The following is a 25,991-nucleotide window of genomic DNA, read 5'->3' on the forward strand; positions in this document are numbered from 1 at the left end:
AAATAGAGGTGATATTTGAATATGAGATCCAAACTGGCTTTTTGGACTTATATGCTACTGGCGGCCCTTGTCAGCGGTAAAAGCTTGGCTGCGGAAAAGCTGCATATTTTTACCGAGAACTACCCTCCCTATAACATGTCTCTGAGCGGGCAGCCTTTCGCCCATAAAGAAGAAGAGATTGCAGGGTTGTGTACGGAGATGGTTAGAGCGCTGCTGAAGCGTACGCCTCTTGAGTATTCTCTGAAACTGCGGGATCTGGCTACGTCCATGAACCGTTCCAAAAACAAACCCAACCACGCCATTTACTGCGTCTCCAAAACCGATGACCGCCTCCCCTATTTCGAGTGGATCGGACCATTGGCGGAGATCAGATGGACGTTGTTCGCCAAACCGGGCTCCAACCTGAAGCTGACCAGCCTTGATCAGGCTAAAAAGTACCGTATCGGCGGCTACAAAGGCGACGTCATGAGCAACTATCTCATCGAGCGCGGCTTTAATGTATCCACCATCGCCAACGACAGCCTGAACCCACGCCGTCTGGCGCTGGATCAGATCGACCTGTGGGTGACTGACGGCCTGTCCGGTCCTTACGTGGCGTCGGAAGTGGAAGACATGACCAATCTGGTTCCCGCCCTGGTGTTCAAAACCACCCCGATGTACATGGCGATCAACAAAGAAACCAGCCCCGAAGTGCTGAAAGCGCTGCAGGCCGGCTTCAAGGCCATCACCGACTCCGGTGAAGCCAAATCCATTACTGACGTTTACATGCAGTAAGCTGTCGATATCCGGGACGCTCCCCCGTCCCGGATAGGCAGCCGGAACTCGGACGAGCATGGCGGCGCCCGACGGTAGGTATATTTATTACCTCGATTATTAAGCGGCCCGCCGCTATGATTGCGCCGAATTTTTACCTCCCCTTACTTACGAGTAAAAGGCGCGCCGTCTATGCTTGAGTTCCATGAATACACCAAGATTCTCATCGGCCTGATGGCCATCGTGAACCCGGTTAACGCGGTTCCCATATTCGTCGCCTTCACCTCCAACGTCAGCGGAGCGGAACGTAAGAAAATCGGCAAATCCGTGGTCATCGCCGTGGGCCTGATCCTGCTGATATCCATGCTGTTGGGCGAATACCTGCTGAGCTTCTTCGGCATCACTATCAACTCATTCCGGGTAGCTGGCGGCATCCTGATTCTGTTGATGGCCATATCCATGTTGCACGCTAAAGTCAGCGCCACCGTGCATACAGAAGAAGAAACCGTGGAAGAGGAAGGACATCATCACTCTGTCGCAATTGTCCCCCTGGCGATGCCGCTGCTAGCGGGCCCAGGAGCAATCAGCACCGTGATTCTTTACGCCCACCGGGGCACTGACGCGGCCCACTACGCCTTGGTGGGCGTGGCGATTTTGATACTCTGTCTGACCTTGTGGCTTGTGTTCTCGATGATCCCCTGGTTTTCCAGCCATCTGACCAAGACCCGCATCAATATCTTCACCCGTATCATGGGTTTAATTCTGGCGGCGATCGCCATTGAGTTTATCGCCAACGGCCTGAAAGGACTTTTCCCTGTTCTTGCCTAATACCTGGGTTCGGTTTTGAAGGGCGTGGTCATGCGCCCTTTTCTGCTCTACAGCAAAAGAATCGTTATCATATGATGCCGGCGTCCAGCGACGCCGCCACATACATACCAAACTCCTCACACTGCGCCACAAATATTTCCTGAAACTCTCCCCGACAGATCAAAGGCTCTCTCGCCGCGCGCCAACGCAAACCGGTGACAATGCTCTCCACCGCGCGCCGGGTTCCCGTCCCATCATGGCCAGCGCGGATGTATAACGCATAAGGCAGTCCCTGGGTTTTCTCAAGACAGGGGTAGTAGCAGCGATCGAAGAAGTCTTTCAAGGCTCCGCTCATATATCCCAGGTTTTCTGTCGTCCCGAGGATAATCGCATCGCAGGCCAATACATCCTCCGGCGTCGCCTGAAGCGGAGGAGTCCACGTCGTTGTCACCGTCTCGATATCCTCATGCCCAGCGCCGCGCATCACCGCCTCAACCAGTCTCTGCGTATTGGGGGAAGGCGCATGCGCGACGATGAGCAGGTGTTTTTCAGCCATATCCCATTCCTTAAACATCTTCGTCCACCAACCATGATTGGCTTAATCGACATCGTCTGCAACGCCAGCGACGGGCAATTGCGACATTTCAGCGCTTAGAGGTTAATATAACCAAGCCGAACCGCCCTCAGGTTAATGTTTGCGCAGATGGATTATTGCAATAATCAGAGGTTGGCCCGCACCTGAGGCTATAATTTCCACAGGACTGGAGGATATCGATGCGCCGCGCCATCGGGTCACTCGCTATCCCCAATAAACCGACCCACGCCGTCCTGGACATCCGGCGCCGGTCCGAACAGCAGCAACTAAGACAAATAAGCTACTGCGCATTATGGATGTATCTCGCTGGAATCAAATACAAGAACTGTTCGAAGCAATCGCGGACCTATCCACAGAAGAACAACGGGCTTACCTGGATATTCATTGCCAGGACAACGAGCTGAAGAAAGAAGTCCTGCAACTGGTGCAGGCTGATGAGCACGTCGACGACATCCTCCCCAAGCAATATGACATCGCCTCCGCCGAGGCCACACTGGTGCTGCCGAAGATGCATCCCGGCGTCATGGTCGGCCCTTACAAGATCATTCGTAAGATCGGAGAAGGCGGCATGGGCTGGGTGTATAAGGCGGAAGACACGCGGCTGGAGCGCTTTGTGGCCCTGAAGTGTCTGGCGCCGGAAGTCGCGACTGACGAACGCGTCCGTTTTCGCCTGATGCAGGAAGCCAAAGCCATATCCCGCCTGGATCATCCAAACGTTTGTGTTATCCATGATGTCGGCGCCATGAGTGACGGCGGCATGTATATCGCCATGCAGTACTATAGCGGCGAGACGCTGGAAAATGCGCTGACCAAAGGCGCGCTGGCGCCAGATCAAGTGGTTCGCATCGCCAAGCAGATTGCTTATGGTCTGCAGGCGGCCCACCAACGCGACATCATTCACCGGGATATCAAACCCGCCAACATCCTGCTTTCCGAGGACGGCATCGTCAAAATACTGGATTTCGGCATCGCCAAGCTGTCTGGCGTCGATATCACCTTGGGCGGCGCTCGTATGGGCACCTTGCGCTATATGTCGCCAGAACAGTTGCAAGGTCGCGACATGGGACTGCAGACAGACGTCTGGTCCGTGGCGACGTTGATTTATGAAATGCTGACCGGCAGGGAAATGTTCGACGGCGAAAAATCCTCCACCGTATTACACGCCGTCATGCACGAAGAACCGGACTACAGTCTGGCGGTTTTTCAGGAGTACCCGCTGTTCAAGCGATTATTGACGGCGATGCTGCATAAAAAGCCGGAAAAACGCCTCGACTCCATGGGCAAAGTGCTGCAATGGCTCACTACTATCCAGCCTATCGCTCAGGCCGGGGCCAAAAACAGGGCTCGTCAGGATCAGCGCATTGAGAATCAGGAAGCGGTAGTGAAGGAGGAGTTGACGGATTTGTATCTGTTGCGTCTGGCGGCGGCTCTCACCGCCCATGTCGGCCCGGCCGCTCCCAAACTGATTCAGCGTTACGCATCCACGTCAGATAATCGTGAAATTCTGATCAATTCGCTGGTGGGGCATATCAAGCCCCAATACCGGCAAATCGTGAGTCAGCAATTGAAAGAGATAGCGCTCTGAACAGAGCGCCGTGACTAGATTTTAAGCTCTTTCACCAGCCAGGCTTTGGCGAAACGCAGATCCCTTTCCACCGTGGAAAGGGAGACTTGCAGATATTCTGCGATTTCTTCCTGAGTCATGCCCCCGAAGAAGCTCATCTCCACGATGCGCGCCTTACGCTCATCCACATTGGAGAGTTTTTGCAGGATGTCTTCCAGGTCAAGCAGGTCCGGCTGACTGCCGTCATCGCAAATCTGCGCTTCATGCAGCGTTACCTGAATGTCGTCGCCGCCGCGCTTCTTACGCTTCTGCGCACGGGCATGGTCTACAAGGATGCGACGCATGGTCTGCGCCGCCACGGCGAGAAAGTGAATACGATCGTTCCAGGCGACCTCTGCATCCACCAGGTGCAAATAGGCCTCATTCACCAGCGCGGTGGCCTGCAACATGTGCCCCTGACGCTCGCCCGCCATGTAGCGACCCGCAATGGTGCGCAGTTCGCCGTGCAGAGATTCGATAATATGATTAAGGGCTTGCGAATCACCGGCCTGCCAGTCGGCCAGTAGCTGAGTTACGTTGCGAGAGCCAGCCATAGTCTTTAGTCCTGCTGAATTCGGGGGAACATGCATTCCCTATGCTGAAGAATCTTGTTTATTCTTCGTATTTTAGGGAGCTGAGGGGCGGCTAGCAAACTAGATTTTCAGACAGCGCGATCCTTCGCGCTAGTTCCACTGCTCGTCAACGGCTTTCAGCAGTTGCGGTTCTTGCCAAGTGAAATTGAATGCGACTTCTTGAATGGCGGCATGCGCGTTTTCTTGCTCGCCGGTTTTCTGGGTAACGGTTTTTTCGCTGCTGTTCTGCATTAGAAATACTTGGAACATCACCATCATTAACGCAAGCAGTGCTGCAAAGATGTGTGCTTTCATTTTCTTTCCCTTAGGCCTGAGGGGCCTTCGTCATATATCAGGGTCGTTACTGCCTGTTTTCCCCCTAATAAGCGCCCTCAAAAAGAAAAAGCCGTCATCTTTTCGTCATTTTTTATAACAAAACGCCTATGCCCCTTCTTGTTTGGACTCAAGGGCATTGGCGTTCGCAGCTTTTAAAGTGATTTGAGCTCCCTCTTTAAAATTTTGCCGGTGGCCGTCATCGGCAGGCTATCGCACACCTCCACCAGTCGCGGGTATTTGTAGGCCGCCATTTTGCTCTTGCACCACTCCCGGATTGCATCCGCGTCGGCGCTGGCGCCTTCCTTTAATATAACGAAGGCTTTGATCTCCTCGCCGTATTGCGAGTCTGGCACGCCCACCACCGCAGCCAGAGACACCGCAGGGTGCGTCAAGATAGTCTCTTCCAGTTCACGGGGATAAACGTTATAACCGCCCCGGATAATCATGTCTTTCAGGCGATCCACGATGAACAGATAGCCGTCTTCATCCATATACCCAATATCGCCAGAGTGAAACCAGCCTTTGCGAATGGCGTCCGCCGTCGCTTCAGGTCGATTCAGATACCCCTTCATTATGTTATGCCCACGGATAACAATTTCTCCCCGCTGCCCTCGGGCGACCTCAGCGCCTTTCTCATCGACGACCCTGATATCCACGCCCCAGATTGGTACGCCCACCGAGCCGGGCTTACGAGGACGATCCAGCACATTAAAAGAGGCGACCGGCGACGTTTCGGAGAGGCCGTAACCTTCCAGAATCGGCACCTGAAATTTGGCTTCAAAGCCGCGCAGAATCTCGATGGCCAAAGAAGACCCGCCCGATCCGCATAGCCGCAGGCGGTCGCGAATCCGCACAACCGTGGCTTCGTCCAGCTCAATGCCGTGCAACAACGCCCAATACATGGTGGGAACGCCGCAGAATACGGTAATGTCCTCTTTCACCATGGCGTCCACCACAGCTTTAGGATCAAAACGGGGAATCAGCACCAGTTTATTACTGTTATAAAAGCCGCCGCACATCTGCACCGTCTGTCCAAATGTGTGAAACAACGGCAACGCCACCAGCTGGTTATCATCAAGGCGCGCTTCGCTGAGCCGGGCGAATTGCGCCACATTCAGGAAAATATTAGCGTGAGTCAGCTCAGCGCCTTTGGGTTTACCAGTAGTGCCGGAGGTATATAGAACCACGACGGTGTCATCCGCCTGAGTCACAATATCCGGCGCCGGTTCATCACCCGACAGAAGCTCATCAAACAGCGCGGGGATGCCGCTTTTTACCAATCCCGCTCCGCTGGGAATCAACCAAAAGCGCTCACACTCGGCGACAGCATGATAGGCCGCCACGCCTCGTGGCCCCAACGGCAGGTCAGCGACGCCTTCGAAACAGATATAGGCCTTGGCTTGCGAATCGCGCAGGTGATAGGCGATTTCATCTTCGCTGAGCAACACATTTAACGGAACCGCTACCGCACCGGCTTTGACGATGCCGAAGTAAGCGACAGGAAAGAAATGGAGATTAGGACAGCTTAGCGCCACCCGGTCGCCGGGCTGAATGCCCGCCGCCAGCAAATTATTGGCGACCTGATTCGTCATATGTTCAACCTGGTCGTAGGTCAGGCGAACGGCTCCGCACACCAGCGCCTCCTTTTGAGGATGACGTTTGGCGCTCTCAGTAAGAATAGTGGCTAAATTCAACATGGATTCCCTCCGCAAGTATTATTCTTGTATAGGCAGATGTTTATTCATCATAGTCCGGGCCGCCGCTTACGAAAACAGCCGGTCAGGACAAAAACTGGGTCAGTCCGCCTTATTCGAGACACGCATCCCGCCCTGTATGAACAAGCCGCGAAACCCATCCATGCGTAACGAGGACGATATGATTACCGCCATCAAGCGTCTAACGTTAACGGTCTTATTAATGACCCTGTCCGCCTGCGCCTCCGTTGGCTACCACCCGGCAGAATCGCCAGCGACGCCTTTGCCCCTACCCTGCGCCGACGATTGGAGCCAATTTCAGCAGGCAGTCTCTCGTCAGCATACATTTGACGGACAAGACTGGCCGGTTCCCGATTACGAATACCTGCGCATGGACCGCACATTGTCGCTCCTGAGCAAGAGTACGTTGGATACAGAACAAAGACGTGACTGGCTGGCTCGCGCCTACGCCAAAGGCCGCCTTACCAGACACATGGAAAACCAGCGCCTTTTTCAACCGCTTTCTCTCGATGCGCTGGAAAGCTGCCTGCATCAGCAAGCTGATCAATTAGTCGGCCAACCCGCATTCTGGCGTCATCTGCATACCCTGAGTTATCCAGAGGATTACATCAGTCTACGCCGATGGCTGGGATTATCCGCCGTATTGCAACCACTAATCAGCTGGCGTGTTGACGTCTTGAATGACGAGGGGACTGCGGCGTATCAACATTATCAGCCAACAGGTGAATGGCGACGTTACATACCGGCCACCCAGATCAGCGCGCCGCCAGTCAATTTCCCATTACCCAAGGACAGCCTGGGATTACCCTCACTTTCCGAGCAGGAATGGCGGCGCCTATTCGCTTACTACAGCCCGGATCTGGCAGTCGAAACGCGAGGCGACTTCGATATCCCCGGACGCCCAGTGCGCGAAGGGCAAAGCTGGACCACTGATGCGACGCCCACCGCCTATACGCTGGTCTCGCAGACTTACTGGCAAGGACAGTGGCTGCCGCAGCTTGTCTACGTTTTCTGGTTTAACAGCCGCCCCAAAACCAGTCCCTTCGACATTCTGGGAGGAACCCTGGATGGCCTGATGTGGCGAGTGACGCTGGACCCACAAGGCGTCCCTCTGTTCTTTGATAGCGTGCATCCCTGTGGTTGTTATCATAAATGGTATCCCGTTCAGCCCAACATTCGCTTTGCGGGCGCGCCGCCAGACGATGAACGCCTGATCATCTTACCGCCGCCGCCCGAACTGGCCTCCGAGACGCCAGTCCTGTACTTAAGCTCAGGCGCGCATTATGTCGTGGGACTGGAGCACCGTCCCCGCGAGAATATTCCAGAGAAAGCCCCGACTTATCGATTACAGGATTACAACGCTCTGCGCCTGATGCGCGACGGCGATACATGGCTAAGTCTGTTCCAACCTGATGGTTTAGTAGAAGGGACGGAGCGACTGGAGCGATTTCTGATTTGGAATATGGGCGTCCCTTCCGCAGGGGCCATGCGACAATGGGGACATCACGCCGTCGCCTTCGCCAGTCGGCGCCATCTGGATGACCCGCTGCTGTTTCAGCGCTACTTCACCACGGAAAACAGGTTTAACCCGGATAAAACGTATGCACCACCACTTCCGGCGGACAATTAAAGCGCACCGGCAATAACGAACTGCCGGCGCCGGTGCTGGTGTAGCCATCCATATCGCGCCAGCGCCAGTTTCCTCTGCCGACAAAGCGAGGACAATCCGAGTCGAGCGTAATCGCAGTTCCGCCAGGCAGACACACCTGACCTCCGTGGGTATGACCGCACAACATGAGATCAATGCCCGCGTGCGCCGCCTGCTTGAAAATTTCCGGCGTATGCGACAACAACAGAGTATAGCGCGACATATCCAGGCCCTGCGCCGCCATCTGCAGATTGTCCACGCGATAGTAGTGAGGATCGTCCACGCCCACGATCTGGATTTTCTCTCCTTCTCTCTCAATCAGCGCAGACTCGTTCATCAGCATGCGATAGCCCATGTCCTCCAGAGGCGGCAGCATGCGGATACTGTCGTGGTTGCCGAAAATGGCGTAAGCCTCGCCCCGCAGTCGTTCACGCAGGCGGCGCATTCCCTCCAGAGCGCCCTCTTCGGGACCATAGGTCTGCGCCCGATAATCGCCGGTGATCACACAGAGGTCATATTCCAGGCTACCGGTGATCTCCAATAATCTGGCGGTGATCGCTTCATCCATATCCACATGGAGGTCCGTGAGATGTAGCAGGCGAAAGCCCTTGAACGCAGCAGGAATCTTCCTGTGCCGCACAGGGTTGTGAGTCACTTGAATGTTTCTGGCGTTGCGTCGCCCCCATTCATACATTCCCGCCAGCTTGAAGGTCCAGCGCATCAGAGTTTGCATGGAGTACCAGTTTTCCGGGTGAAAAAAGTTAATGCCTCCTCCGCCGAATACCCGTTGGGCATGATCCTGTTCTATTCCCAGACGCTGACGTGCGTGCACAAATCCCAGACGCTGCTCCAGCCTCGTCAGTAAATCCGCGTCATCGTGTATTTCAGTTTCTGGAATGGAGCGGGCAAGCGTCCGGTTCACATCGCTCATGAAAAATAGTGATCCTTTGGGTTGATCCGCCATCGGCCGGATAACTTATGACCAATGTGAACTAAGCATAGTCGAGAAAGGGCAAAAAATTCGCCTGCAAGGGGCATTTCGTCTGGGCTCGCGTCTCCGATGGAGGTAAGCTACCCGCATTCCAATGCTAATAGTACTTATGACCGATTAGATTATTACAATAGACAAAGACAAGACCATCACGCTGGAGACATCATGAAAGTATTGGTAACCGGAGCAAACGGACATATCGGCTCCCACGTGGTAAGGCAACTACTCGACCAAAACCATGAAGTACGCGCCTTTGTGCGCAAAAGCTCAGATTTGCGCGGGCTCAACGGACTCAAGCCGGAGTTCGCCTACGGCGACGTCAAAGACCCCGCCGCCGTGGAAGCCGCCGCCGAAGGTTGCGACGCCATCATTCATATGGCCGCGGTGTACAAAACCATCGCCAAGTCCGTCGAGGAAATCGTCGAACCGGCGCTGCAAGGCGCGGAAAATGTATTCAAGGCCGCCCACAAACACGGCGTCAAGCGTGTGGTATACACCAGCTCCGTGGCCTCCATCGGTTTTTCCTATGATCCGCATGCATTACGCAGCGGCGAGGACTGGAACGACGACGCGCAAAACGCCTACTACGTCGCCAAGACCCGCAGCGAAAAAGCCGCGCAGAAACTGGCCCGCGAATATGACATCCACCTGGTGGTCATCTGCCCCGCTATCGTGTTGGGCCCGAACGACTATCGCATCACTCCTTCCAACCAGTTAGTGATGGATTGGTTGAACGGTTTCGGGCAAACCTACCCTGGCGGATTAAACCTGGTTGACGTACGCGACGTCGCCGCCGCTCATGTCGCCGCGTTAAGCAAAGGGGAAAACTGCAAACGTTACGTCGTGGGCGGAGAGAATATCGAAGTTAAAGAAATTGGCGCGGCCTTGAAACGCCTCACCGGCGTCAAACCGATCCATCTGCCGACTGGCCGCGGCCTCACTCTGACATTCGCCCGCGTGGTGGAGACGCTGTGCAAGCTGCTACATATCAAACCGCCGTTTACCTACGATCTGGTCTACGAAGTTGTGGGTCGCTATGCGTACTATGATTGCAGCGAGGCGGCCAAAGATTTGGGAGTCAAACCTCGTGATGCGGAAGAGACACTGAAGGACTGCATCGCCTGGCTGCTTTCCCAGAACAAACTGAAACCTCGCGTCGCCGCCAAAGTGGCGCCCAAAATCCCCACCCATCCGGCTTCCGCTTAAGGCGAACCTGTGACAAGCCCGTATAGCCTCAAGCCCGTATAGAAAGTAAGGCTGCCACGGCCTTACTTCCTTTCAGCTCATTAGCCTCTACCGCGCATCATTTTGGTTAAATTTTAAGCTTTATAGCAACACTATATATAGTAGACGCCTGATAGACGTATTTTTACTATGCAACCTTGCTGTCATATTCCCCGTCAGCCCAGAAATGCGGCGGCCAAAGGTCTGATAAACGCCTTCCACAGACCTTTACCTACGCTAAAATGATTTTTTTCACAAGCCTTCACATCACATTATATAGTGCTATACTTTGCGGAAATCGCCATATATAGGGTCAGAGCCGCTAACAGCCCGCATTCTGACAGTCAAGTCTCCGATGGGAGTCTCTACCCGTAAAATGGCGCGTTCTCTCCAGGGCCGCAAAGGCCCGGACATACACAGAACTTCATCGGACACCAGGTTTTTCACAACCTGCCGCACAAGTAAGGTGCACAACATATTGTGGTCGCCAGTTTTTGTAACGCAACACAGGAAGTTTACCTTGCGAATCAGTCGTATCTCGCAGCGCTATCTGAAATTGGCGGTCTGACCAACAACACTGCAGTTTTAAAATAAACCTTGTTCGGGGTTAGAAGATTTGAGGGATATTATGAACGCCAAAGTCCAGCAGCTTATCGCGCCTATTGATATGCAGCCCGCTTCCGTCGATATCTGGGAAACCAAATACCAACTGAAAACCAAGTCTGGAAGCCCTGTGGACAAAGACATCCTGGGTACTTACGAACGCGTCGCCAAGGCGCTGTCCTCCGTGGAAGCCGACAGCATACGCGAGAAGGTGCTGGCGGACTTCGTATGGGCGCTGGAAAACGGAGCCATTCCAGCCGGTCGCATCATGTCCAACGCTGGAGCGGAAGAACACAAGCCCGCCACGTCCACGATCAACTGCACCGTATCCGGCAGCATCATGGATTCAATGGACGATATCCTGCTGAAAAACCACGAAGCCGGCCTCACCCTCAAGGCTGGCTGCGGCATTGGTTATGAATTCTCCACACTGCGTCCGAAAGGCGCGTATGTGGCCGGCGCCGGCGCCACCACTTCCGGCCCATTGTCGTTCATGGATATCTTCGACAAGATGTGCTTCACCGTCTCCTCCGCCGGCGGACGCCGCGGCGCGCAGATGGCCACTTTCGACGTGCATCACCCGGACGTCTTTGATTTCGTTCGCGCCAAGCGCGAAGACGGCCGCCTGCGTCAGTTCAACCTGTCCCTGCTGATCACTGAAGACTTCATCAAGGCGGTTCAAAACGACGAAGATTGGCGTTTCTCCTTCCCTATCACTCGCAAAGAAGCGGAAGAAGACAACATTGACGTCAACGACGAAACTCAATACCTGTATCGCGACTTCCCGGTAAAAGACGGCTATATGACGGATGAAAGCGGTCGCGTCGCCTGCCGTATTTACCGCACAGTTAAAGCGCGTTCTATTTGGGACGCCATCATGACGTCCACTTATGACTTCGCCGAGCCAGGCTTCATCCTGATCGACAAAGTCAATGAAATGAACAACAACTGGTTCTGCGAGAACATTCGCGCCACCAACCCCTGCGGCGAACAGCCTCTGCCGCCTTACGGCAGCTGTCTGCTTGGCTCAGTGAACCTGACCAAGTTCGTGGAATACCCGTTCACCGAAAACGCCAAGTTCAACTTCGACAAGTATCGCAAGGTTGTGGCCATTTTCACCCGTATGCTGGACAACGTGGTGGAGATCAACGGTCTGCCGCTGGAAGGTCAGCGTCACGAAATTCAGTATAAGCGCCGCCACGGCATGGGCATTCTGGGCCTGGGCTCCACGCTAGCCATGCTGCGCATGCCTTACGGTTCAGACGAATCCGTCAGCTTCACTGAAGAAGTATGCCGCGAGATGGCGCTGGAAGGCTGGCGCCAAGGTTTGGAGCTGGCGAAAGAAAAAGGCCCGGCTCCTATCATGGAAGACACTTTTGTCGTCACCGAAGAAATGCTGCGCCTGCGTCCGGAAATGGCGAAAGACGGCCTGAAAGCCGGCGACAAACTGAAAGGTAAAGTGCTGCACGCCAAGTACAGCCGCTACATGCAGCGCGTTGCGGAAGCTGATCCCAAGCTGGTCGACGCACTGGCTAAAAAAGGCGCGCGCTTCACGCACCATACGTCCATTGCTCCTACTGGCACCATTTCCCTGTCACTGGCCAACAACGCCAGCAACGGCATTGAGCCCAGCTTCGCCCATCACTATTCCCGTAACGTGATTCGCCAGGGCAAGAAGACCAAAGAGAAAATGGACGTATTCTCCTATGAGCTGCTGGCGTATCGCCACCTGGTCAATCCCAAAGCCATGCCATTCTCAGAGGACGCCGAAGCGCAATTGCCTGCGTACTTCACCACCAGTGACGACGTGACGCCCAAGCAGCACGTGGATATTCAGGCGGCGGCGCAACTGTGGGTGGACTCCTCCATCTCCAAAACCGCCAATGTCCCGACCGATTTCCCATATGGGGAGTTCAAGGACATTTATATGTACGCTTACGAAAAAGGCCTGAAAGGCTGCACCACCTTCCGCTTCAACCCGGAAGCTTTCCAGGGCGTACTGGTCAAAGAGAAAGACCTGGAGAACACCTTCTACGAGTTCACCACCGAAGATGGCCAAACCATTAAGCTGAAAGGCAACGAAGAAGTTGAGTATGACGGTGAAACCCACACCGCCGCCAACCTGTTCGACGCCTTGAAAGAAGGCACTTACGGAAAATACTGAGGCGAAGTCCTGGCGATTTCGTAAAATCGCCAGGTTTCTCCATAGAAAATGTTAAAAATGGGCGCATAATATGCGCCTGCAGCTAGGTTTTCCCGGGAAAACCTGAGCAAAGCCACCGTACACAAGGGTATACAGTCATGGCTGTTAAAATTGAAAAGAAAATTGTCGGCTACAAAGTTCACAAGCCCAGTGACGTTACGCCGGCGAGCGAACCGGTTCAGGAGCAACCACAGCCGGTTGAAATGAATGAAAAAATCGAGCGCCCGGATTTCCTTCTCGGCACGACGTACAAGATCAAACCCCCGGTGTCGGAGCATGCGTTTTATATCACCATCAACGACATCCTGTTGAATGAAGGCACCGACCACGAAGCTCGTCGTCCGTATGAAATCTTCATCAACTCCAAATCCATGGAACACTTTCAGTGGGTTATCGCACTGACGCGGGTTATCTCCGCCGTGTTCCGCAAAGGCGGCGACATCACCTTCCTGCTGGAAGAGCTGCTGTCCGTGCATGATCCCAGCGGCGGCTACTACAAGAAAGGTGGCATTTTTGTCCCCTCCCTGGTGGCGGAAATCGGCGCAGTCATTGAAAAGCACATGAAAGCGCTAGGCATTATCGAGTCCGAGGAAATGAGCGACGCTCATAAACGCATGATCGCGGAGAAACGCGCAGAGTACGAGGCGCGACAGAAAAATGAAGCGAATGCGGATGGCTCCGCCTTCCCTGCAAACGCGACAATGTGTAAGAAATGCAGCCAAAAATCCGTGATCTTGATGGATGGATGCCAAACCTGTCTCAATTGTGGCGACAGTAAGTGCGGCTGAACAACTGTTAATAAAGTTGTTATGAAATCAATGTCAAAATAGGAGGGTGAGTCCCTCCTTTTTTCGTTTTTGGAAACGGTGGACCGAGATTTGCAAGATAACTAAATCCAAGTAGACTAACGCCCTACACAACTTCAAGGAGAATATATGATTAAAAAGTGCCTGTTTCCGGTAGCGGGTTATGGAACCCGATTCCTGCCCGCCACCAAAGCCATGCCTAAAGAAATGCTGCCTGTCGTAAGCAAACCACTGGTTCAGTACGGCGTAGAAGAAGCAGTCGCCGCTGGCATGAACTCTTTCGGTTTTGTTACCGGCCGGGGTAAGCGGGCCATTGCGGACCACTTTGATATTTCTTATGAGCTGGAACAACAGATCAAGGGAACCGGTAAGGAAGAGCTTCTCTCCAGCATTCGCAGCCTGATAAATAACAATAAATTCTCATTCACCCGCCAAAATGAAATGAAAGGTTTAGGACACGCTATTCTTTCCGGACAGACTCTGATCGGCGACGAGCCGTTCGCGGTCGTACTTGCAGACGACCTCTGCATGGTGGAAGAAGGCGAAGACAGCGTGCTGGCCCAGATGACCAAGCTGTACAATCAATTCCGTTGCAGCATTGTGGCCATCCAGGAAGTTCCACACGACGAAGTTCACAAGTATGGCGTCATCGCTGGCGACCCAATGAAAGAAGGCCTGTTCCGCGTCACAGACATGGTGGAGAAGCCGCCCGTCGACCAGGCTCCGTCCAACTACGCCATTATCGGCCGCTATATTCTGACGCCGGATATTTTCGACATCATCCGCGACACAGAGCCCGGTAAGAACGGCGAAGTTCAAGTGACCGACGCACTGCTGAAACAAGCCAAAGACGGCTGCGTACTGGCGTATAAGTTCAAGGGACGTCGTTTCGACTGCGGCAGCATCGATGGCTTTGTTGAAGCCACCAACTATGTCTACGAAAACGTGTACAAAAAAGGCCTGATGTAATTCATCACCTTTTTCCATGCACCAAAAAAGCGCCTAAATGGGCGCTTTTTTATTTGGAGCGCCCCGCCATCTAGTACAGAGCATTCAGACAAAGACAAAGACAACAGACGCGAACTGAGGGAAGCATCATTCTCCGCTATTCATTAACTGCAGGATAAAGCGCTTTTTATCTTCGTCACTGGCGCGAAAGCGTTTCAGCAACAACCGCTCCGTCGAATCGGGCAATGCCTCTTCCATCACTTTGGTCAGGCGCTCAATGACCGTATCCAAGTCCCCATCCTCGCCCACCTCAAAACCAGGCAGATCCAACTGAGGATTGTTTTTTTCGTTCTGATTAAAGTCCAGCAGCGCATCCAGGGAAACGCCCGTCTTTACGCAAAGGTCAAACAGATTATCGATAGAAGGGAAACAACGCTGGGATTCAATAGGATTTTCCCAACCAGCCACAACCGTGACATCCACCTGACAAAAGGTAGCGATGTCCTCAAGGGTAAGCTTTTTCTTGTGCCGAAAATCCCGAAGGCGCTGATAGAAGGTTCGAAGATACTTCATGCCCCGCTCCGTGACTGGTTTTCGGCAATCGTATCACTAAAAAGTCAATACAAACCAGCCATTCGGACGCCACAAGGGCCGAAGACAACAAACTATTTTTGAATAATTTCAGAAACTAAAAAAGATCACTGACAAAGAAGGGAATTGGTAGGACCGACCAGATTCGAACTGGTGACCTCCACGATGTCAACGTGGCGCTCTAACCAACTGAGCTACGGTCCTGCTGTCAGCGGGTGCGTAAGATAACAAAGAAGCCTGACCTGAGCAAGCACTTTTATTCATATTACGCACATCCGATAAATATTTGATTCTTTCCACGAAATGCGGCTAAAAAACGTACTCACAAGCCCATGGAGATAAAGGAAATATACTCTACCAGATCTCCACGTTGAATCGTCGTATTTGCTGGCGCTACAGCAAAGCCATCCGCCCAGCTTGCGGAAGACAGCACGCCTGAGCTTTGATTGGGGTGCATTTCCAGCCCCGCCCTTCCCTCATCGTCCACTGAGACTCTCACGCGCAGGTATTCCTCACGCCCGCCAGGCTTGGGAATATCAAACAACGCAGGCAGGCGCGCCACCGCAGACGCCCCACTCTCAGCAGCGCCCTGCATCTTCAAAATATAGGGGCGCGCCAGTATGCAAAAAGTCACGAACACTGCGGCAGGGTTACCAGGAAGGCCGAGAAACGGGGTTGCGCCAACCTGACCAAAAGCAAGGGGCTTACCGGGCTTTATGGCTAACCGCCACATATTCAGCTCCCCGTTCGCTTCCACCGCAGCCTTGACATGATCCTCCTCTCCCACCGAAACGCCGCCGCTGGAGATAATCAAATCCGCATCCGCGGCCGCCTGCAATAACGCCTGCTCCGTCGCCTCGTAGGTGTCGGCTATCACGCCAAGATCGAAAATCTCGCACTGAAAGCGAGATAACAGGCCACACAGAGTGTAGCGGTTCGAGTTATAAATCTTACCCGCCGGCAGAGGCGCGCCAGGCTCGACCAGCTCATCGCCCGTGGACAACACCGCCACCCGAAGTTTGCGACGCACTTTAACCTGCGCCACGCCTACGGAGGCGATCAGACCCAGGTCCTGCGGAAGCAGCTTCTTACCTGCGCCAACAACAGTCTGTCCTACCTGGATATCCTGACCGGCCTGACGCAGATTATTGCCTTGTCGCACCCCAGCGGGAACAACCACGGTCTCGCCTTCCAGCCGACAGTGCTCCTGCATGACGACAGCGGCGGCGCTCTCAGGAATAGCCGCCCCCGTAAAAATGCGCGCCGCAGAACCCGCTTTTAAGGGCGCAGGACTTTCTCCCGCAGGAATACGCTGAGAAATTGGCAGCGCTATTTCCAACTCCGCCTCGCAGGCGTCTCTGGGAATAGCGTAACCATCCACAGCACTGTTATCCGTCGGAGGGACCATAATGGTCGATACCACATCCTCCGCCAGCACTCTGCCAGCCGCTTCAAGCAGAGGGATAATCTCATCCCCTACGATAGGCTGCGCAGCCGCCTGCAGAATACGCTTGGCGTCCGCGACAGGACGCAGTCCAGAAAACGGCGCGTCACAACTGTGGCGACTATGCGCCTGAGTATTGGAGGCGCTCATCCGCGAGGTCCGCAGCCGGGCTTCTCAGAGCCCTCAGCAGACTTTCCCGGCTGCTTCAACAAGCCAACAAAGTTACAAGGTTTATGTCGCGCATCCAGTTGTTCGGCGATGATTTTATTCCAAGCGGTTTTACAGGCGTTGGTAGAGCCCGGCATACAGAAAACCACCGTGCCATTAGCCAGCCCGGCGATGGCTCTGGACTGCACAGTAGAGGTGCCAATCTCTTGATAGGAAATGGCGCGAAACAGCTCGCCAAATCCTTCCACTTCTTTATCAAACAGCGGCTTGATCGCTTCCGGGGTACTGTCTCTACCGGTAAAACCAGTGCCGCCGGTGATCAACACCACCTGCACTTGCGGGTCCGCAATCCAGGCGGAAACCACCGCCCTCATCAGATAGACGTCATCTGGAATCAACGTCCGATCGATAATTTCATGCCCCGCTCCCCGCGCGCCGTCCACAAGAGCCTGTCCGGAGGTATCCGTCTCCTGCGTGCGAGTATCGGAAACGGTCAACACCGCCACATTGAGCGGCATGAACTCGGCTACGATATGCTGTCCCATGATTTTACACCTTGACCATTTGTGTCGGATTCTGCCGGGAGCAGGCAGAAATTACTATTTCCCAATATAGGTATACACGGAACCCAGTTGCTCAGGGCCGGATTGAGTCACCTGCAGATCTTTGAGCAACCCGTCGCTAAGCCCATAGCACCATCCATGCACTGACAACGGCTGCCCTCTGCTCCAGGCATTCTGAACGATGCCTGTATGGCAAACGTGGCGCACCTGATGCATGACATTGAGCTCGCACATACGGTTGACGCGCTCGCCCATGTCTTCAATGGCGTCCACTTCATCCTGATGCTGGGCGTAGATATCCTTGATATGCCGCAGCCAGTTATCGATCAAGCCGAACTGATCCGCGCCCAACGCCGCACGCACGCCGCCACAGCCGTAATGTCCGGTGACGATAATGTGCCGCACCTTCAGGACTTCCACCGCAAACTGGATGGAGGAAAGGCAATTGAGATCAGAGTTGACCACCACGTTAGCGACGTTGCGGTGCACAAAGACCTCTCCGGGCAGCATGCCGACGATTTCATTCGCCGGCACGCGGCTGTCGGAGCAGCCGATCCACATGAAAGTGGGCGCCTGTTGGCGCTCCAAAGTTGGAAAAAAGTCGGGATCGGCCTTACGGATTTTCTCCGACCATTTTTTGTTGTTTATAAGAAGCTGATTAATTTCGTCCATCTATCACACACGATAATAGTCACGATACCATTCAACAAATTTCTTAACGCCCTCTTCCACTGTCGTGGAGGGACGATAACCCACGTCGTCGATCAGCGCCTGCACATCCGCATAGGTGGCGGGCACATCGCCAGGCTGCATGGGCAGCAGATTTCTTTCCGCTTTTTTGCCCAGGCACTCTTCCAGAATTTCTATATAGCGGGACAGCTCCACCGGGTTGTTGCTGCCGATATTGTAAATGCGATACGGCGCTTTGCTGGTGCCGGGGTCAGGCTGCATGCCGTCCCACTCCAGGTTGCCGGGCGCCACATGATCCAGCGTACGGATGATGCCTTCCACAATATCGTCGATATAAGTGAAGTCGCGCTTGTGCTTGCCATAGTTGAATACGTCGATTGGTTCGCCAGCGATGATTTTGCGCGTAAAAATAAATAGCGCCATATCCGGACGCCCCCAAGGACCGTACACGGTAAAGAAGCGTAAACCCGTCGTCGGAATCCCATACAGCGAACTATAGGTATGGGACATCAGCTCATTGGACTTCTTGGTCGCCGCATACAGGCTCAAAGGGTGATCCACATTGTCATGCACGGAGAAAGGCATGGATTCGTTAGCGCCGTATACAGAGCTGCTGGAAGCGTAAACCAGATGATCAACCTTGTTATGACGGCAGCCTTCCAGAATATTCATGTGTCCCACCAGGTTCGCGGACACATAGGCATGCGGGTTTTCGATGGAGTAACGAACACCAGCCTGAGCGGCTAGGTGAACCACGCGATCAGGCTTGTGTTTCGCGAATAGCGCTTCAATGCCTTCGCGATCCGCGACATCCAGGCGCACATCAGTAAAGCCTTTGTATGGCGTCAAACGTGCGAGACGGGCTTCTTTCAGGGAAACTTCATAATAATCATTGAGGTTATCAACACCGATAACCTCATCCCCACGATCCAGCAGCCTCAATGCGACATGAGAGCCGATAAAGCCGGCCGTTCCTGTTACTAATACTTTCATTTTACATCCCCCTATACGAATTCAGTCTCGAAGCGCGCCTGGCGAAAAACAGTGCGCCAGACGCTCAAAAACAACTCAAGCGCCCTGCAAACAATCAGGGCGCAATCTCATCAGAAATGAACGCTTACTCCGAGATATGGTCCGCCGATATTCACATCAGCGTCCACATCGCTGACATCGTCCAGCTCCAGTTGCATTTCACGCCAACCCAGCTCAACGCCCACCACCTCAATTTCATAGTTGATGCGGGCGGTAACGTCGAGCATACGGTTGTCGCTGTATTTCAGGCCTGCAAGAGATGCGCCGGCGCTTAAGCCGGTAAGAGGAAGGTCCACACCCACTGCGCCGTACAGCATCGGCACGACTTCGTCGATGGCCGTGGTGCTTTCATTCGTGGATGCGCCTTTTTGCTTAATAGTGATCTCACCGTCAAAAATACGGGCCTGCAGACCAAGGTCAAGTGATACGACATTATCTAAAAGACGCCAATAGGCTATAAGGTCGGTATGGGTCAGATCCACGTCAGTGTCGACATCGCCAGTAAAGGTCACGCCATCGAATGTTTTGGTCAACGTGCCTTGGCCGTTCTGGCTCAGCTCGGTGTACTGCAGACGCAAATTGGGCAGCCCGGGAACAAAGTGCTCAAACGCCACATAGCCCTGAATGAATGTGTCGTCGCCCAACCCCAGATCATTTTCCAGATCCACGGACTCTGAACCCGACTGGACGTCGCCGGTAAAGTCCGCGTTCCAGCCGCTCACGCCGGCGAACAGCCCAATCGTATCAGCATAAGCGCCGTTACAGGCAATCGCCGCCAATAACGTCATCGTTGCTCTTTTCATTAATTATTCCTCTATTTCATTGGCGAATAGCCCGCCCTGCTTTACCAGATGGGCTTAAAGTAATGAGAGGAGCCTGCGTCAGGCCGGGCGTCGTGCGAAGGCTCCCGGGCACAGCTTAATTATTGATTATGAACGCTTGCTGAACCAACTTTATTTACAAAAAGGGCCGGCGATGGCCGGCCCGATTAGGAGAGTGATTAGAACTGGACGCCTAACCTGCGGCCGACTTCTTCGTAATATTCGATGACGTCGCCCAGATCCTGACGGAAACGGTCCTTGTCCATTTTCTCACCAGTGGCCTTGTCCCAGATACGGCAGCCGTCAGGGCTGAATTCATCGCCCAGCGTGACCTTGCCGTCAACCAGGCCGAACTCCAGCTTGTAATCCACCAGGGTCATGCCAGCGGCGTCGAACAAAGACTTCAGAATCTCGTTCACTTTGAAAGTCTGCGCCTTCATTTCCTCCAGCTGCTCGTCCGTCGCCCAACCGAAAGCCCGCGCATGATGCTCATTAATCATCGGATCATGCAGCTCATCGTTCTTCAGGAACAGTTCGTAAGTAGGAGGAGTCAGCTCCATGCCTTCACGAATTCCCAAACGGCGACACAGGCTGCCGGCGGCCACGTTACGCACAACGCACTCCACAGGAATCATCTGCAAACGCTTCACCAGGGACTCACGCTCGGAAAGCAGGCGAACAAAATGGACGGGCACGCCAGCTTCCGCCAGCTTGCTCATAATGAACGCATTGAATTTATTGTTTACTTCACCCTTGCGGCTCAGCTTCGCTTTCTTTACACCGTCGAAAGCGGAAGTATCGTCACGGAACTCCATTACAAACAGGTCCGCGTCATCCGTTTTAAAGATCGACTTGGCTTTTCCAGAATACAGCTCTTCGAGCTTTTGCATTGAGGGCGTCTCCGCAGTTAGTTGAATTAAGACATGTTATCCAGAATCTTGTTCAGCAGGATCAACTGCTCTTGCCGGCCAACGTCCGAGGACGTTGGTTCGGAGGATATGTGTACGCCATCGTCTGCGGGAGACAGCAAAACACGGAAGTTGAATCTGTCGGACAGTTTCTCTTCCTCTTTACCGCCAAACCAGCCAGACCACCAGCTTGTGTTTTTCTCATGCTCTTTCTCGACGAAGCGCACGAAGTACACACCCTCGCTCCGGTTGATATCAATTACGGGAATGCGGCTGTCATTCAACGCCTGCCCCAGCGCAAACCAGGCGCGGTCATAATTGAGATCCACCCGCAGATAGGGCTGATCAGCATTCTCCACCAGCGATACGCGAGACTCGCCGCCGATATTCTGAGCCACCAGTGAGTAACTACCCAGGCTCTCGCCTTGATCGCTCATATACTGACGCATATCCGTCAACAGGCTTTCCTGCTGAGGCGTTGGACCCATCAATGGCATACCCTGGACCGTCACTCGAACTTCCGAGCTCAGTCTTTTCAAACCTTGCTGCACTCTCACTTGCAGTTGCAACTGCTCATTGCTGACATAAGGCTGCAACTGCATTTTGCTGACGAACTCAGACGCTTTCAGCGAGTTCATCGGCAGACTCACCTGCATGCGCCCTTCCGCGGTATCCACTTCCGCCACGCTGCCGCCGATGGACTCCCAATAGCGTTTCAGCGCAGGCCAGACTTTCCCTGGCGGCTCACTGGCCAGCAACCAGATATCGTCAGCCGTTTTCTTGATGGCGAAATGCTCTTGCAACAGATCAGAGCCAGGCGCTGGCGGAGGCGGAACCACGAAGTCCTTGCTGGCGACAAACGCCTTTTCCGCGTGCGGCACAGGGAAACGGTCCTGTAAGCGACGGGTGGAATACCACTCCGGCACGACCAAAGGATCGCCGCGCTCAGCCTGCATATATTGATTGGAACGGTCAGTCATGAGACTACATCCCGACAGCCCCGCCGCAATAAGAACACTACTTAATAAACGTTTCATCAAAACAGAGGCCGTCCGTTATTCGCTAATCAGATCCAACGCCATTAGAGCGTCGCGCACTTGAGGTCTGCGTTCAGAGCTCAACTCCGTCAGTGGGAGACGAATCCCGGAACTGATCAGCCCCATTTCAGCCATCGCCCACTTCACCGGGATAGGGTTGGATTCTACGAACATGGCGCTATGCAGCGGTTGCAGTTTCTCCTGCAGGGCGCGAGCGGCGTCCGCATCGCCTTTCAAAGCAAACTCACACAGACTGGACAATAATTTAGGCGCTACGTTGGCGGTGACGGAAATATTGCCTTTGCCACCGGCGAGCATTAACTCAACCGCAGTGCCGTCATCCCCAGAGTAAACCGAAAACCCCTCAGGGGAAGCGTTAATAAGCTGCCGCCCTCTTTCCAGGTTACCCGTCGCGTCTTTAATCCCCACTATATTAGGGATCTGCGCCAATCGCAGCGCGGTCTCATTGGACATATCGCAGGCGGTGCGCCCTGGCACGTTGTAAAGAATCTGTGGAATATCGACGGCTTCCGCCAGCTTCTTGAAATGCTGGAAAAGACCTTCCTGAGTGGGCTTGTTGTAGTAAGGAGTCACCAGAAGACAGGCGTCAGCGCCGGCTTTTTTCGCCTGCGCCGTGAGATGCAGGGCTTCGGTCGTGGAGTTGGCGCCCGTGCCTGCAATAACGGGGATGCGTCCGTTGACGTAATCCACCACCCGCTTGATAACTGTTTCGTGCTCTTCAAAATCCAGGGTCGCGGACTCCCCTGTGGTGCCTACGGCGACAATGCCGTGAGTGCCGTTATCAATATGAAAATCGAGCAATCGGTCAAGGTTTGGCCAGTCAATGGCGCCATCCTCAAGCATGGGAGTCACCAATGCAACCAAGCTACCTTTTATCATCTTGTTCTCCACGTATTAACAACTAGTTCTTTACGCACTAAACCGGCGTCGCAGGACGCTTGTGGAATAAAACGCGCCGCCTATGGACAACGCTCGCCATCCATGCGGAATAGGAATGCCATGAATAATTCCGGAATGTGCTGTAAAGCGATTTCACAACAGCGCTTGGACGGCGCCGAGAGCCCTTCCTCTACTAACCCGGGTATGGTACTTCCCACCCTTAATATTAACAAGACTGGCGCGGATAAAAGGACCCGCAACGCCACGCCCCGGGGACACTTGACAGTGGCGGGGGCCCGGAGGAGTATGTGCGTTGCAATCCATCTACACATATACATTAAGAATGGGAAATACATTGCCTAGAGAAAATTATCTGGTCATTTCCGCTATTGGCGAAGACCGCCCGGGAATCGTTAACGAACTGGCCAAAGCCTGCTCAGACTACCAGTGCAACATTGTCGACAGTCGCATGACGGTGCTGGGAACCGAATTCGCCCTGGTCATGATGGTGTCCGGCAGCTGGGACGCCATCGCCAAACTGGAAAATATAATCCCCCCCTTGGCCCGCAAGCTTGATCTAAACCTGATCATTAAACAGACTCAGGCCCGACGCCCAGCGCGCGCGCTCACTTATAACGTCAATGTAGTGGCGCTGGATCACCCAGGCATCGTCTACCGGATTGCGCAGTTCTTTTATTCCCGCAAAATCAATATTGATGAGCTACAGACCAACACCTACAGCGCCCCGCATTCCGGCACGCAGATGTTTAATATCAACATGACCGTAAACATTCCTGCGGATATGCACTTGGCGAGTTTGCGCGAAGAGTTCATGCTGTTCTGCGACGACCTTAATCTGGACGCAGTACTGGAGCCAATGCGCTCAATTTAACTTAGCGCGACACACATCCGTCATTAGAGCGCCAACGTAAAACGCACAGTTAGGCGCTCCGCGCATCTATTAATCCCAATCAATTCGACCAAAACAGAAATAAGGAGCCACCATGGCGCAACCAGGACAAACCGTTCCCGATTTCGAGGCCCAGGCCACTCCAGATCAAACCGTTCGACTGAGCGACCTGAAAGGCAAAAATGTCGTCATTTATTTCTACCCTAAGGACCATACTCCAGGGTGCACCACAGAAGGCCAGGACTTCAGAGATAACTACGCCGAATTCGAAAAGCTGAACACAGTAGTGTTCGGAGTCTCTAAAGACAGCCTGAAAACCCACCAAAACTTCAAAGCGAAACACGATTTCCCATTCGAACTCATCACAGACCCGGACGAGGTCGTATGCAAGGTATTCGACGTCATCAAACTGAAGAAGCTTTATGGCAAGGAATATATGGGAATTGATCGCTCAACCTTTCTCATTGACGCCGAAGGCGTGCTGCGCAACGAGTGGCGCAAAGTAAAGGTGAAAGGACACGTAGCGGAAGTACTGGAAGCCGCCAAAGCGTTGTAAAGGCAGCCAAAGAACTTTCTTGATTTTATGGACGAGCCCGGATCGCCGGGCTCGTCCTGACATTACACTCCCGCCGCTTTGACGGTTGGCCAGGCTGAAAAGATCGCCTTCAATAAGGTCGCCAGAGGAATCGCGAAAAACACTCCCCAAATACCCCACAACCCGCCAAATACCAATACGCTGACAATAATCACCACTGGATGCAGGTTCACCACTTCGGAGAACAACAATGGCACCAATACATTACCATCCAGCGCCTGAATAACGCCGTAGGCCACCATCAACCAGATGAAATCAGGACCCCAGCCCCACTGAAACAGCGCTATCAACGCCACAGGAATGGTCACAATCGCCGCGCCAATGTAGGGAATCACCACCGACAGCCCAACCAAAACCGCCAACAGCAGAGAATAGTTGAGCCCCATCAGTACGAATGCGACATAGGTCGCCACTCCCACGATCAGAATCTCCAACACCTTGCCACGGATGTAGTTGGCGAACTGCATGTTGGCCTCCGCCCAGATATTGGTCATTAAGCGACGCTCTGTCGGCAGCAGCGTCGATAGCGAATTCAAAATGACGCCGCGATCTTTCAGGAAGAAGAACACCATGATCGGCACCAGCACCGCATAGATCATGATCGCAAGCAAAGTGGGAATGCTGGATAAAGAGAAAGAGAAAACCCACTGCGTGATTTTGCTCACTTCTGTCGTCAATTGACGAGACAGCCCCACCACACTCTCTTCCGTAAAGAATTGAGGGTATTGCTCAGGGAGGAGTTTTATCAAGGTTTGCAGATTAGTCATCATGGTGGGCAGCTCCTGAAATAAGGAGGTGACCTGACGCACCATCAACGGGAGGATCAGCAGCACGCTCGCCAGCGTCACGCCTACGAACAGCGCAAATACGGAAAGCACTGCATAAATATGCCCCATTCCCAGACGCTGCAGCTTGATCACCAGCCCCTGCAGAATATAAGCAATAACAATACTACCGATCACCGGCGCCAGCATGGCGCCGAAAAACGCCATCACAAGAACGCCCGCCACCAGCAGGATAAACAGAATGACGGCCTCCTCATCAGAGAAGTACTTGTCAAACCAGCTCTTAAATACTTTTAACATCGAAATGCGCTCACATCTAATGTCACCGGAGAGAATCAGCCGCGCAAGATCAGGAAATGAAACTCGCCCTCTTCCACCCTGCTCTCCACCAGAGTGTGCGCACTAAGTTGCAAATAGGAAGAAAAATCCCTTTGCGAACCTGGATCCGTCGTTAACACCAACAATTGTTCGCCAGCGGCCATCGCATTCAGTTTCTGCTTGGTCTTCAACAACGGCATCGGGCATTTCAAGCCCCTCAAATCAAGCGTGCTGACCGCCGCTTCCTGATTAGACATCGCCCCTCCAAATACCGGTTGATTCGCCCCGCATGATAGGGATATCAACTACATATTGCTATATTGTAATTGATAAGACGTCACTTCTTTCCGCCGATTGACGTACAATCTCAGGCGTTAAAGTATTAGAAGATTTCTCCAAAACAGCTTAAAGTCGTGTAAATCACG

At 53.5% G+C, this 25,991-nt stretch carries 26 protein-coding genes and 1 tRNA gene; 10 read left to right on the forward strand and 17 right to left on the reverse strand.

Translation table 11 applies throughout. The features are described from left to right. The first annotated feature begins 21 nt into the window (after positions 1-21). A complete protein-coding gene (locus KP814_RS13235) occupies positions 22-774 on the forward strand; it encodes an ABC transporter substrate-binding protein (RefSeq protein ID WP_127969340.1) in 753 nt (250 codons plus the stop codon). Positions 775-945: 171 nt separating this feature from the next. Further along, a complete protein-coding gene (locus KP814_RS13240; protein WP_011398640.1) occupies positions 946-1,581 on the forward strand; it encodes a YchE family NAAT transporter in 636 nt (211 codons plus the stop codon). A 67-nt stretch (positions 1,582-1,648) separates the two neighbouring features. Here KP814_RS13240 and KP814_RS13245 read toward each other — a convergent pair whose 3' ends face one another. Then, positions 1,649-2,116: a flavodoxin family protein gene (locus KP814_RS13245; RefSeq protein ID WP_216737222.1), complete on the reverse strand. Its 468-nt coding sequence runs from the start codon at positions 2,114-2,116 to the stop codon at positions 1,649-1,651. Positions 2,117-2,447: 331 nt separating this feature from the next. On the opposite strand from KP814_RS13245, the gene KP814_RS13250 reads away from it, so the two are divergent. Beyond that, positions 2,448-3,740: a serine/threonine-protein kinase gene (locus KP814_RS13250; protein ID WP_216737223.1), complete on the forward strand. Its 1,293-nt coding sequence runs from the start codon at positions 2,448-2,450 to the stop codon at positions 3,738-3,740. A gap of 14 nt (positions 3,741-3,754) precedes the next feature. Here the strand turns inward: KP814_RS13250 and KP814_RS13255 are convergent, their stop codons facing one another. From KP814_RS13255 to KP814_RS13265, 3 genes are all read right to left on the reverse strand, one after another. Beyond that, positions 3,755-4,312, reverse strand: coding sequence for a sigma-70 family RNA polymerase sigma factor (locus tag KP814_RS13255; protein WP_011398644.1), 558 nt, complete (start codon positions 4,310-4,312; stop codon positions 3,755-3,757). A gap of 129 nt (positions 4,313-4,441) precedes the next feature. Next, positions 4,442-4,645: a hypothetical protein gene (locus tag KP814_RS13260; RefSeq protein WP_216737224.1), complete on the reverse strand. Its 204-nt coding sequence runs from the start codon at positions 4,643-4,645 to the stop codon at positions 4,442-4,444. Between the two features lie 173 nt (positions 4,646-4,818). Beyond that, positions 4,819-6,363 (reverse strand): long-chain fatty acid--CoA ligase, encoded by a 1,545-nt coding sequence (locus KP814_RS13265; RefSeq protein ID WP_216737225.1) that lies wholly within the window; start codon positions 6,361-6,363, stop codon positions 4,819-4,821. Between the two features lie 136 nt (positions 6,364-6,499). Here KP814_RS13265 and KP814_RS13270 point away from each other — a divergent pair, with 136 nt between their 5' ends. Beyond that, complete coding sequence (locus tag KP814_RS13270) at positions 6,500-8,011, forward strand: hypothetical protein (protein ID WP_216737226.1); 1,512 nt, start codon at positions 6,500-6,502, stop codon at positions 8,009-8,011. Here the strand turns inward: KP814_RS13270 and KP814_RS13275 are convergent. Beyond that, entirely contained in the window at positions 7,965-8,960 is a 996-nt protein-coding gene (locus tag KP814_RS13275; RefSeq protein WP_216737227.1) for a metallophosphoesterase, read from the reverse strand. The two genes, KP814_RS13270 and KP814_RS13275, sit on opposite strands and share 47 nt — an antisense overlap. Before the next feature lie 225 nt (positions 8,961-9,185). On the opposite strand from KP814_RS13275, the gene KP814_RS13280 reads away from it, so the two are divergent. The 4 genes from KP814_RS13280 to galU all read left to right on the forward strand — a co-directional run bounded on the left by KP814_RS13280 (position 9,186) and on the right by galU (position 14,825). Next, positions 9,186-10,226: an NAD-dependent epimerase/dehydratase family protein gene (locus tag KP814_RS13280; protein WP_216737228.1), complete on the forward strand. Its 1,041-nt coding sequence runs from the start codon at positions 9,186-9,188 to the stop codon at positions 10,224-10,226. A gap of 646 nt (positions 10,227-10,872) precedes the next feature. Then, a complete protein-coding gene (locus KP814_RS13285) occupies positions 10,873-13,011 on the forward strand; it encodes an adenosylcobalamin-dependent ribonucleoside-diphosphate reductase (RefSeq protein WP_216737229.1) in 2,139 nt (712 codons plus the stop codon). Between the two features lie 137 nt (positions 13,012-13,148). Next, a complete protein-coding gene (locus KP814_RS13290; RefSeq protein WP_216737230.1) occupies positions 13,149-13,838 on the forward strand; it encodes an NrdJb in 690 nt (229 codons plus the stop codon). A gap of 147 nt (positions 13,839-13,985) precedes the next feature. Continuing rightward, positions 13,986-14,825, forward strand: coding sequence for a UTP--glucose-1-phosphate uridylyltransferase GalU (gene galU, locus KP814_RS13295; protein WP_127969330.1), 840 nt, complete (start codon positions 13,986-13,988; stop codon positions 14,823-14,825). Between the two features lie 126 nt (positions 14,826-14,951). Here galU and KP814_RS13300 read toward each other — a convergent pair whose 3' ends face one another. From KP814_RS13300 to dapA, 10 genes are all read right to left on the reverse strand, one after another. After that, a complete protein-coding gene (locus KP814_RS13300) occupies positions 14,952-15,377 on the reverse strand; it encodes a helix-turn-helix domain-containing protein (protein ID WP_216737231.1) in 426 nt (141 codons plus the stop codon). A gap of 145 nt (positions 15,378-15,522) precedes the next feature. Beyond that, positions 15,523-15,599 (reverse strand) — tRNA-Val (locus KP814_RS13305). 118 nt (positions 15,600-15,717) lie between these two features. After that, positions 15,718-16,989: a gephyrin-like molybdotransferase Glp gene (gene glp, locus KP814_RS13310; RefSeq protein ID WP_216737232.1), complete on the reverse strand. Its 1,272-nt coding sequence runs from the start codon at positions 16,987-16,989 to the stop codon at positions 15,718-15,720. Next, the gene (gene moaB / locus KP814_RS13315) at positions 16,986-17,552 is read right to left on the reverse strand and encodes a molybdenum cofactor biosynthesis protein B (protein WP_216737233.1); all 567 of its coding nucleotides are present in this window, start codon (positions 17,550-17,552) and stop codon (positions 16,986-16,988) included. The genes glp and moaB overlap by 4 nt, the downstream gene beginning before the upstream one ends. 54 nt (positions 17,553-17,606) lie before the next feature. Further along, positions 17,607-18,242: a carbonate dehydratase gene (gene can / locus KP814_RS13320; RefSeq protein ID WP_216737234.1), complete on the reverse strand. Its 636-nt coding sequence runs from the start codon at positions 18,240-18,242 to the stop codon at positions 17,607-17,609. Between the two features lie 3 nt (positions 18,243-18,245). Further along, positions 18,246-19,253, reverse strand: a complete 1,008-nt coding sequence (locus KP814_RS13325) for an NAD-dependent epimerase (RefSeq protein WP_216737235.1) — start codon at positions 19,251-19,253, stop codon at positions 18,246-18,248. A gap of 110 nt (positions 19,254-19,363) precedes the next feature. Further along, on the reverse strand, positions 19,364-20,095 hold the full coding sequence (locus KP814_RS13330) for a TIGR04219 family outer membrane beta-barrel protein (RefSeq protein ID WP_216737236.1): 732 nt from the start codon (positions 20,093-20,095) through the stop codon (positions 19,364-19,366). 197 nt (positions 20,096-20,292) lie between these two features. After that, on the reverse strand, positions 20,293-21,003 hold the full coding sequence (gene purC, locus KP814_RS13335) for a phosphoribosylaminoimidazolesuccinocarboxamide synthase (RefSeq protein WP_216737237.1): 711 nt from the start codon (positions 21,001-21,003) through the stop codon (positions 20,293-20,295). A 26-nt stretch (positions 21,004-21,029) separates the two neighbouring features. Beyond that, a complete protein-coding gene (gene bamC, locus KP814_RS13340) occupies positions 21,030-22,001 on the reverse strand; it encodes an outer membrane protein assembly factor BamC (protein WP_216737238.1) in 972 nt (323 codons plus the stop codon). Between the two features lie 75 nt (positions 22,002-22,076). After that, entirely contained in the window at positions 22,077-22,958 is an 882-nt protein-coding gene (gene dapA, locus KP814_RS13345; RefSeq protein WP_216737239.1) for a 4-hydroxy-tetrahydrodipicolinate synthase, read from the reverse strand. Between the two features lie 355 nt (positions 22,959-23,313). Here dapA and KP814_RS13350 point away from each other — a divergent pair, with 355 nt between their 5' ends. Beyond that, entirely contained in the window at positions 23,314-23,850 is a 537-nt protein-coding gene (locus KP814_RS13350) for a glycine cleavage system protein R (protein WP_347815413.1), read from the forward strand. Between the two features lie 112 nt (positions 23,851-23,962). Beyond that, the gene (locus KP814_RS13355) at positions 23,963-24,424 is read left to right on the forward strand and encodes a peroxiredoxin (protein WP_216737240.1); all 462 of its coding nucleotides are present in this window, start codon (positions 23,963-23,965) and stop codon (positions 24,422-24,424) included. Positions 24,425-24,486: 62 nt separating this feature from the next. Here the strand turns inward: KP814_RS13355 and KP814_RS13360 are convergent, their stop codons facing one another. Next, positions 24,487-25,548 carry an AI-2E family transporter gene (locus KP814_RS13360; protein WP_216737241.1) on the reverse strand — a complete coding sequence of 354 codons (1,062 nt, stop codon included), beginning with the start codon at positions 25,546-25,548 and terminating at the stop codon, positions 24,487-24,489. Between the two features lie 35 nt (positions 25,549-25,583). Continuing rightward, on the reverse strand, positions 25,584-25,823 hold the full coding sequence (locus KP814_RS13365) for a sulfurtransferase TusA family protein (protein WP_127969318.1): 240 nt from the start codon (positions 25,821-25,823) through the stop codon (positions 25,584-25,586). Positions 25,824-25,991 lie beyond the last annotated feature (168 nt).

This window comes from Hahella sp. HN01 (assembly GCF_018986435.1).
In the GTDB taxonomy this organism is placed as follows: Bacteria; Pseudomonadota; Gammaproteobacteria; order Pseudomonadales; family Oleiphilaceae; genus Hahella.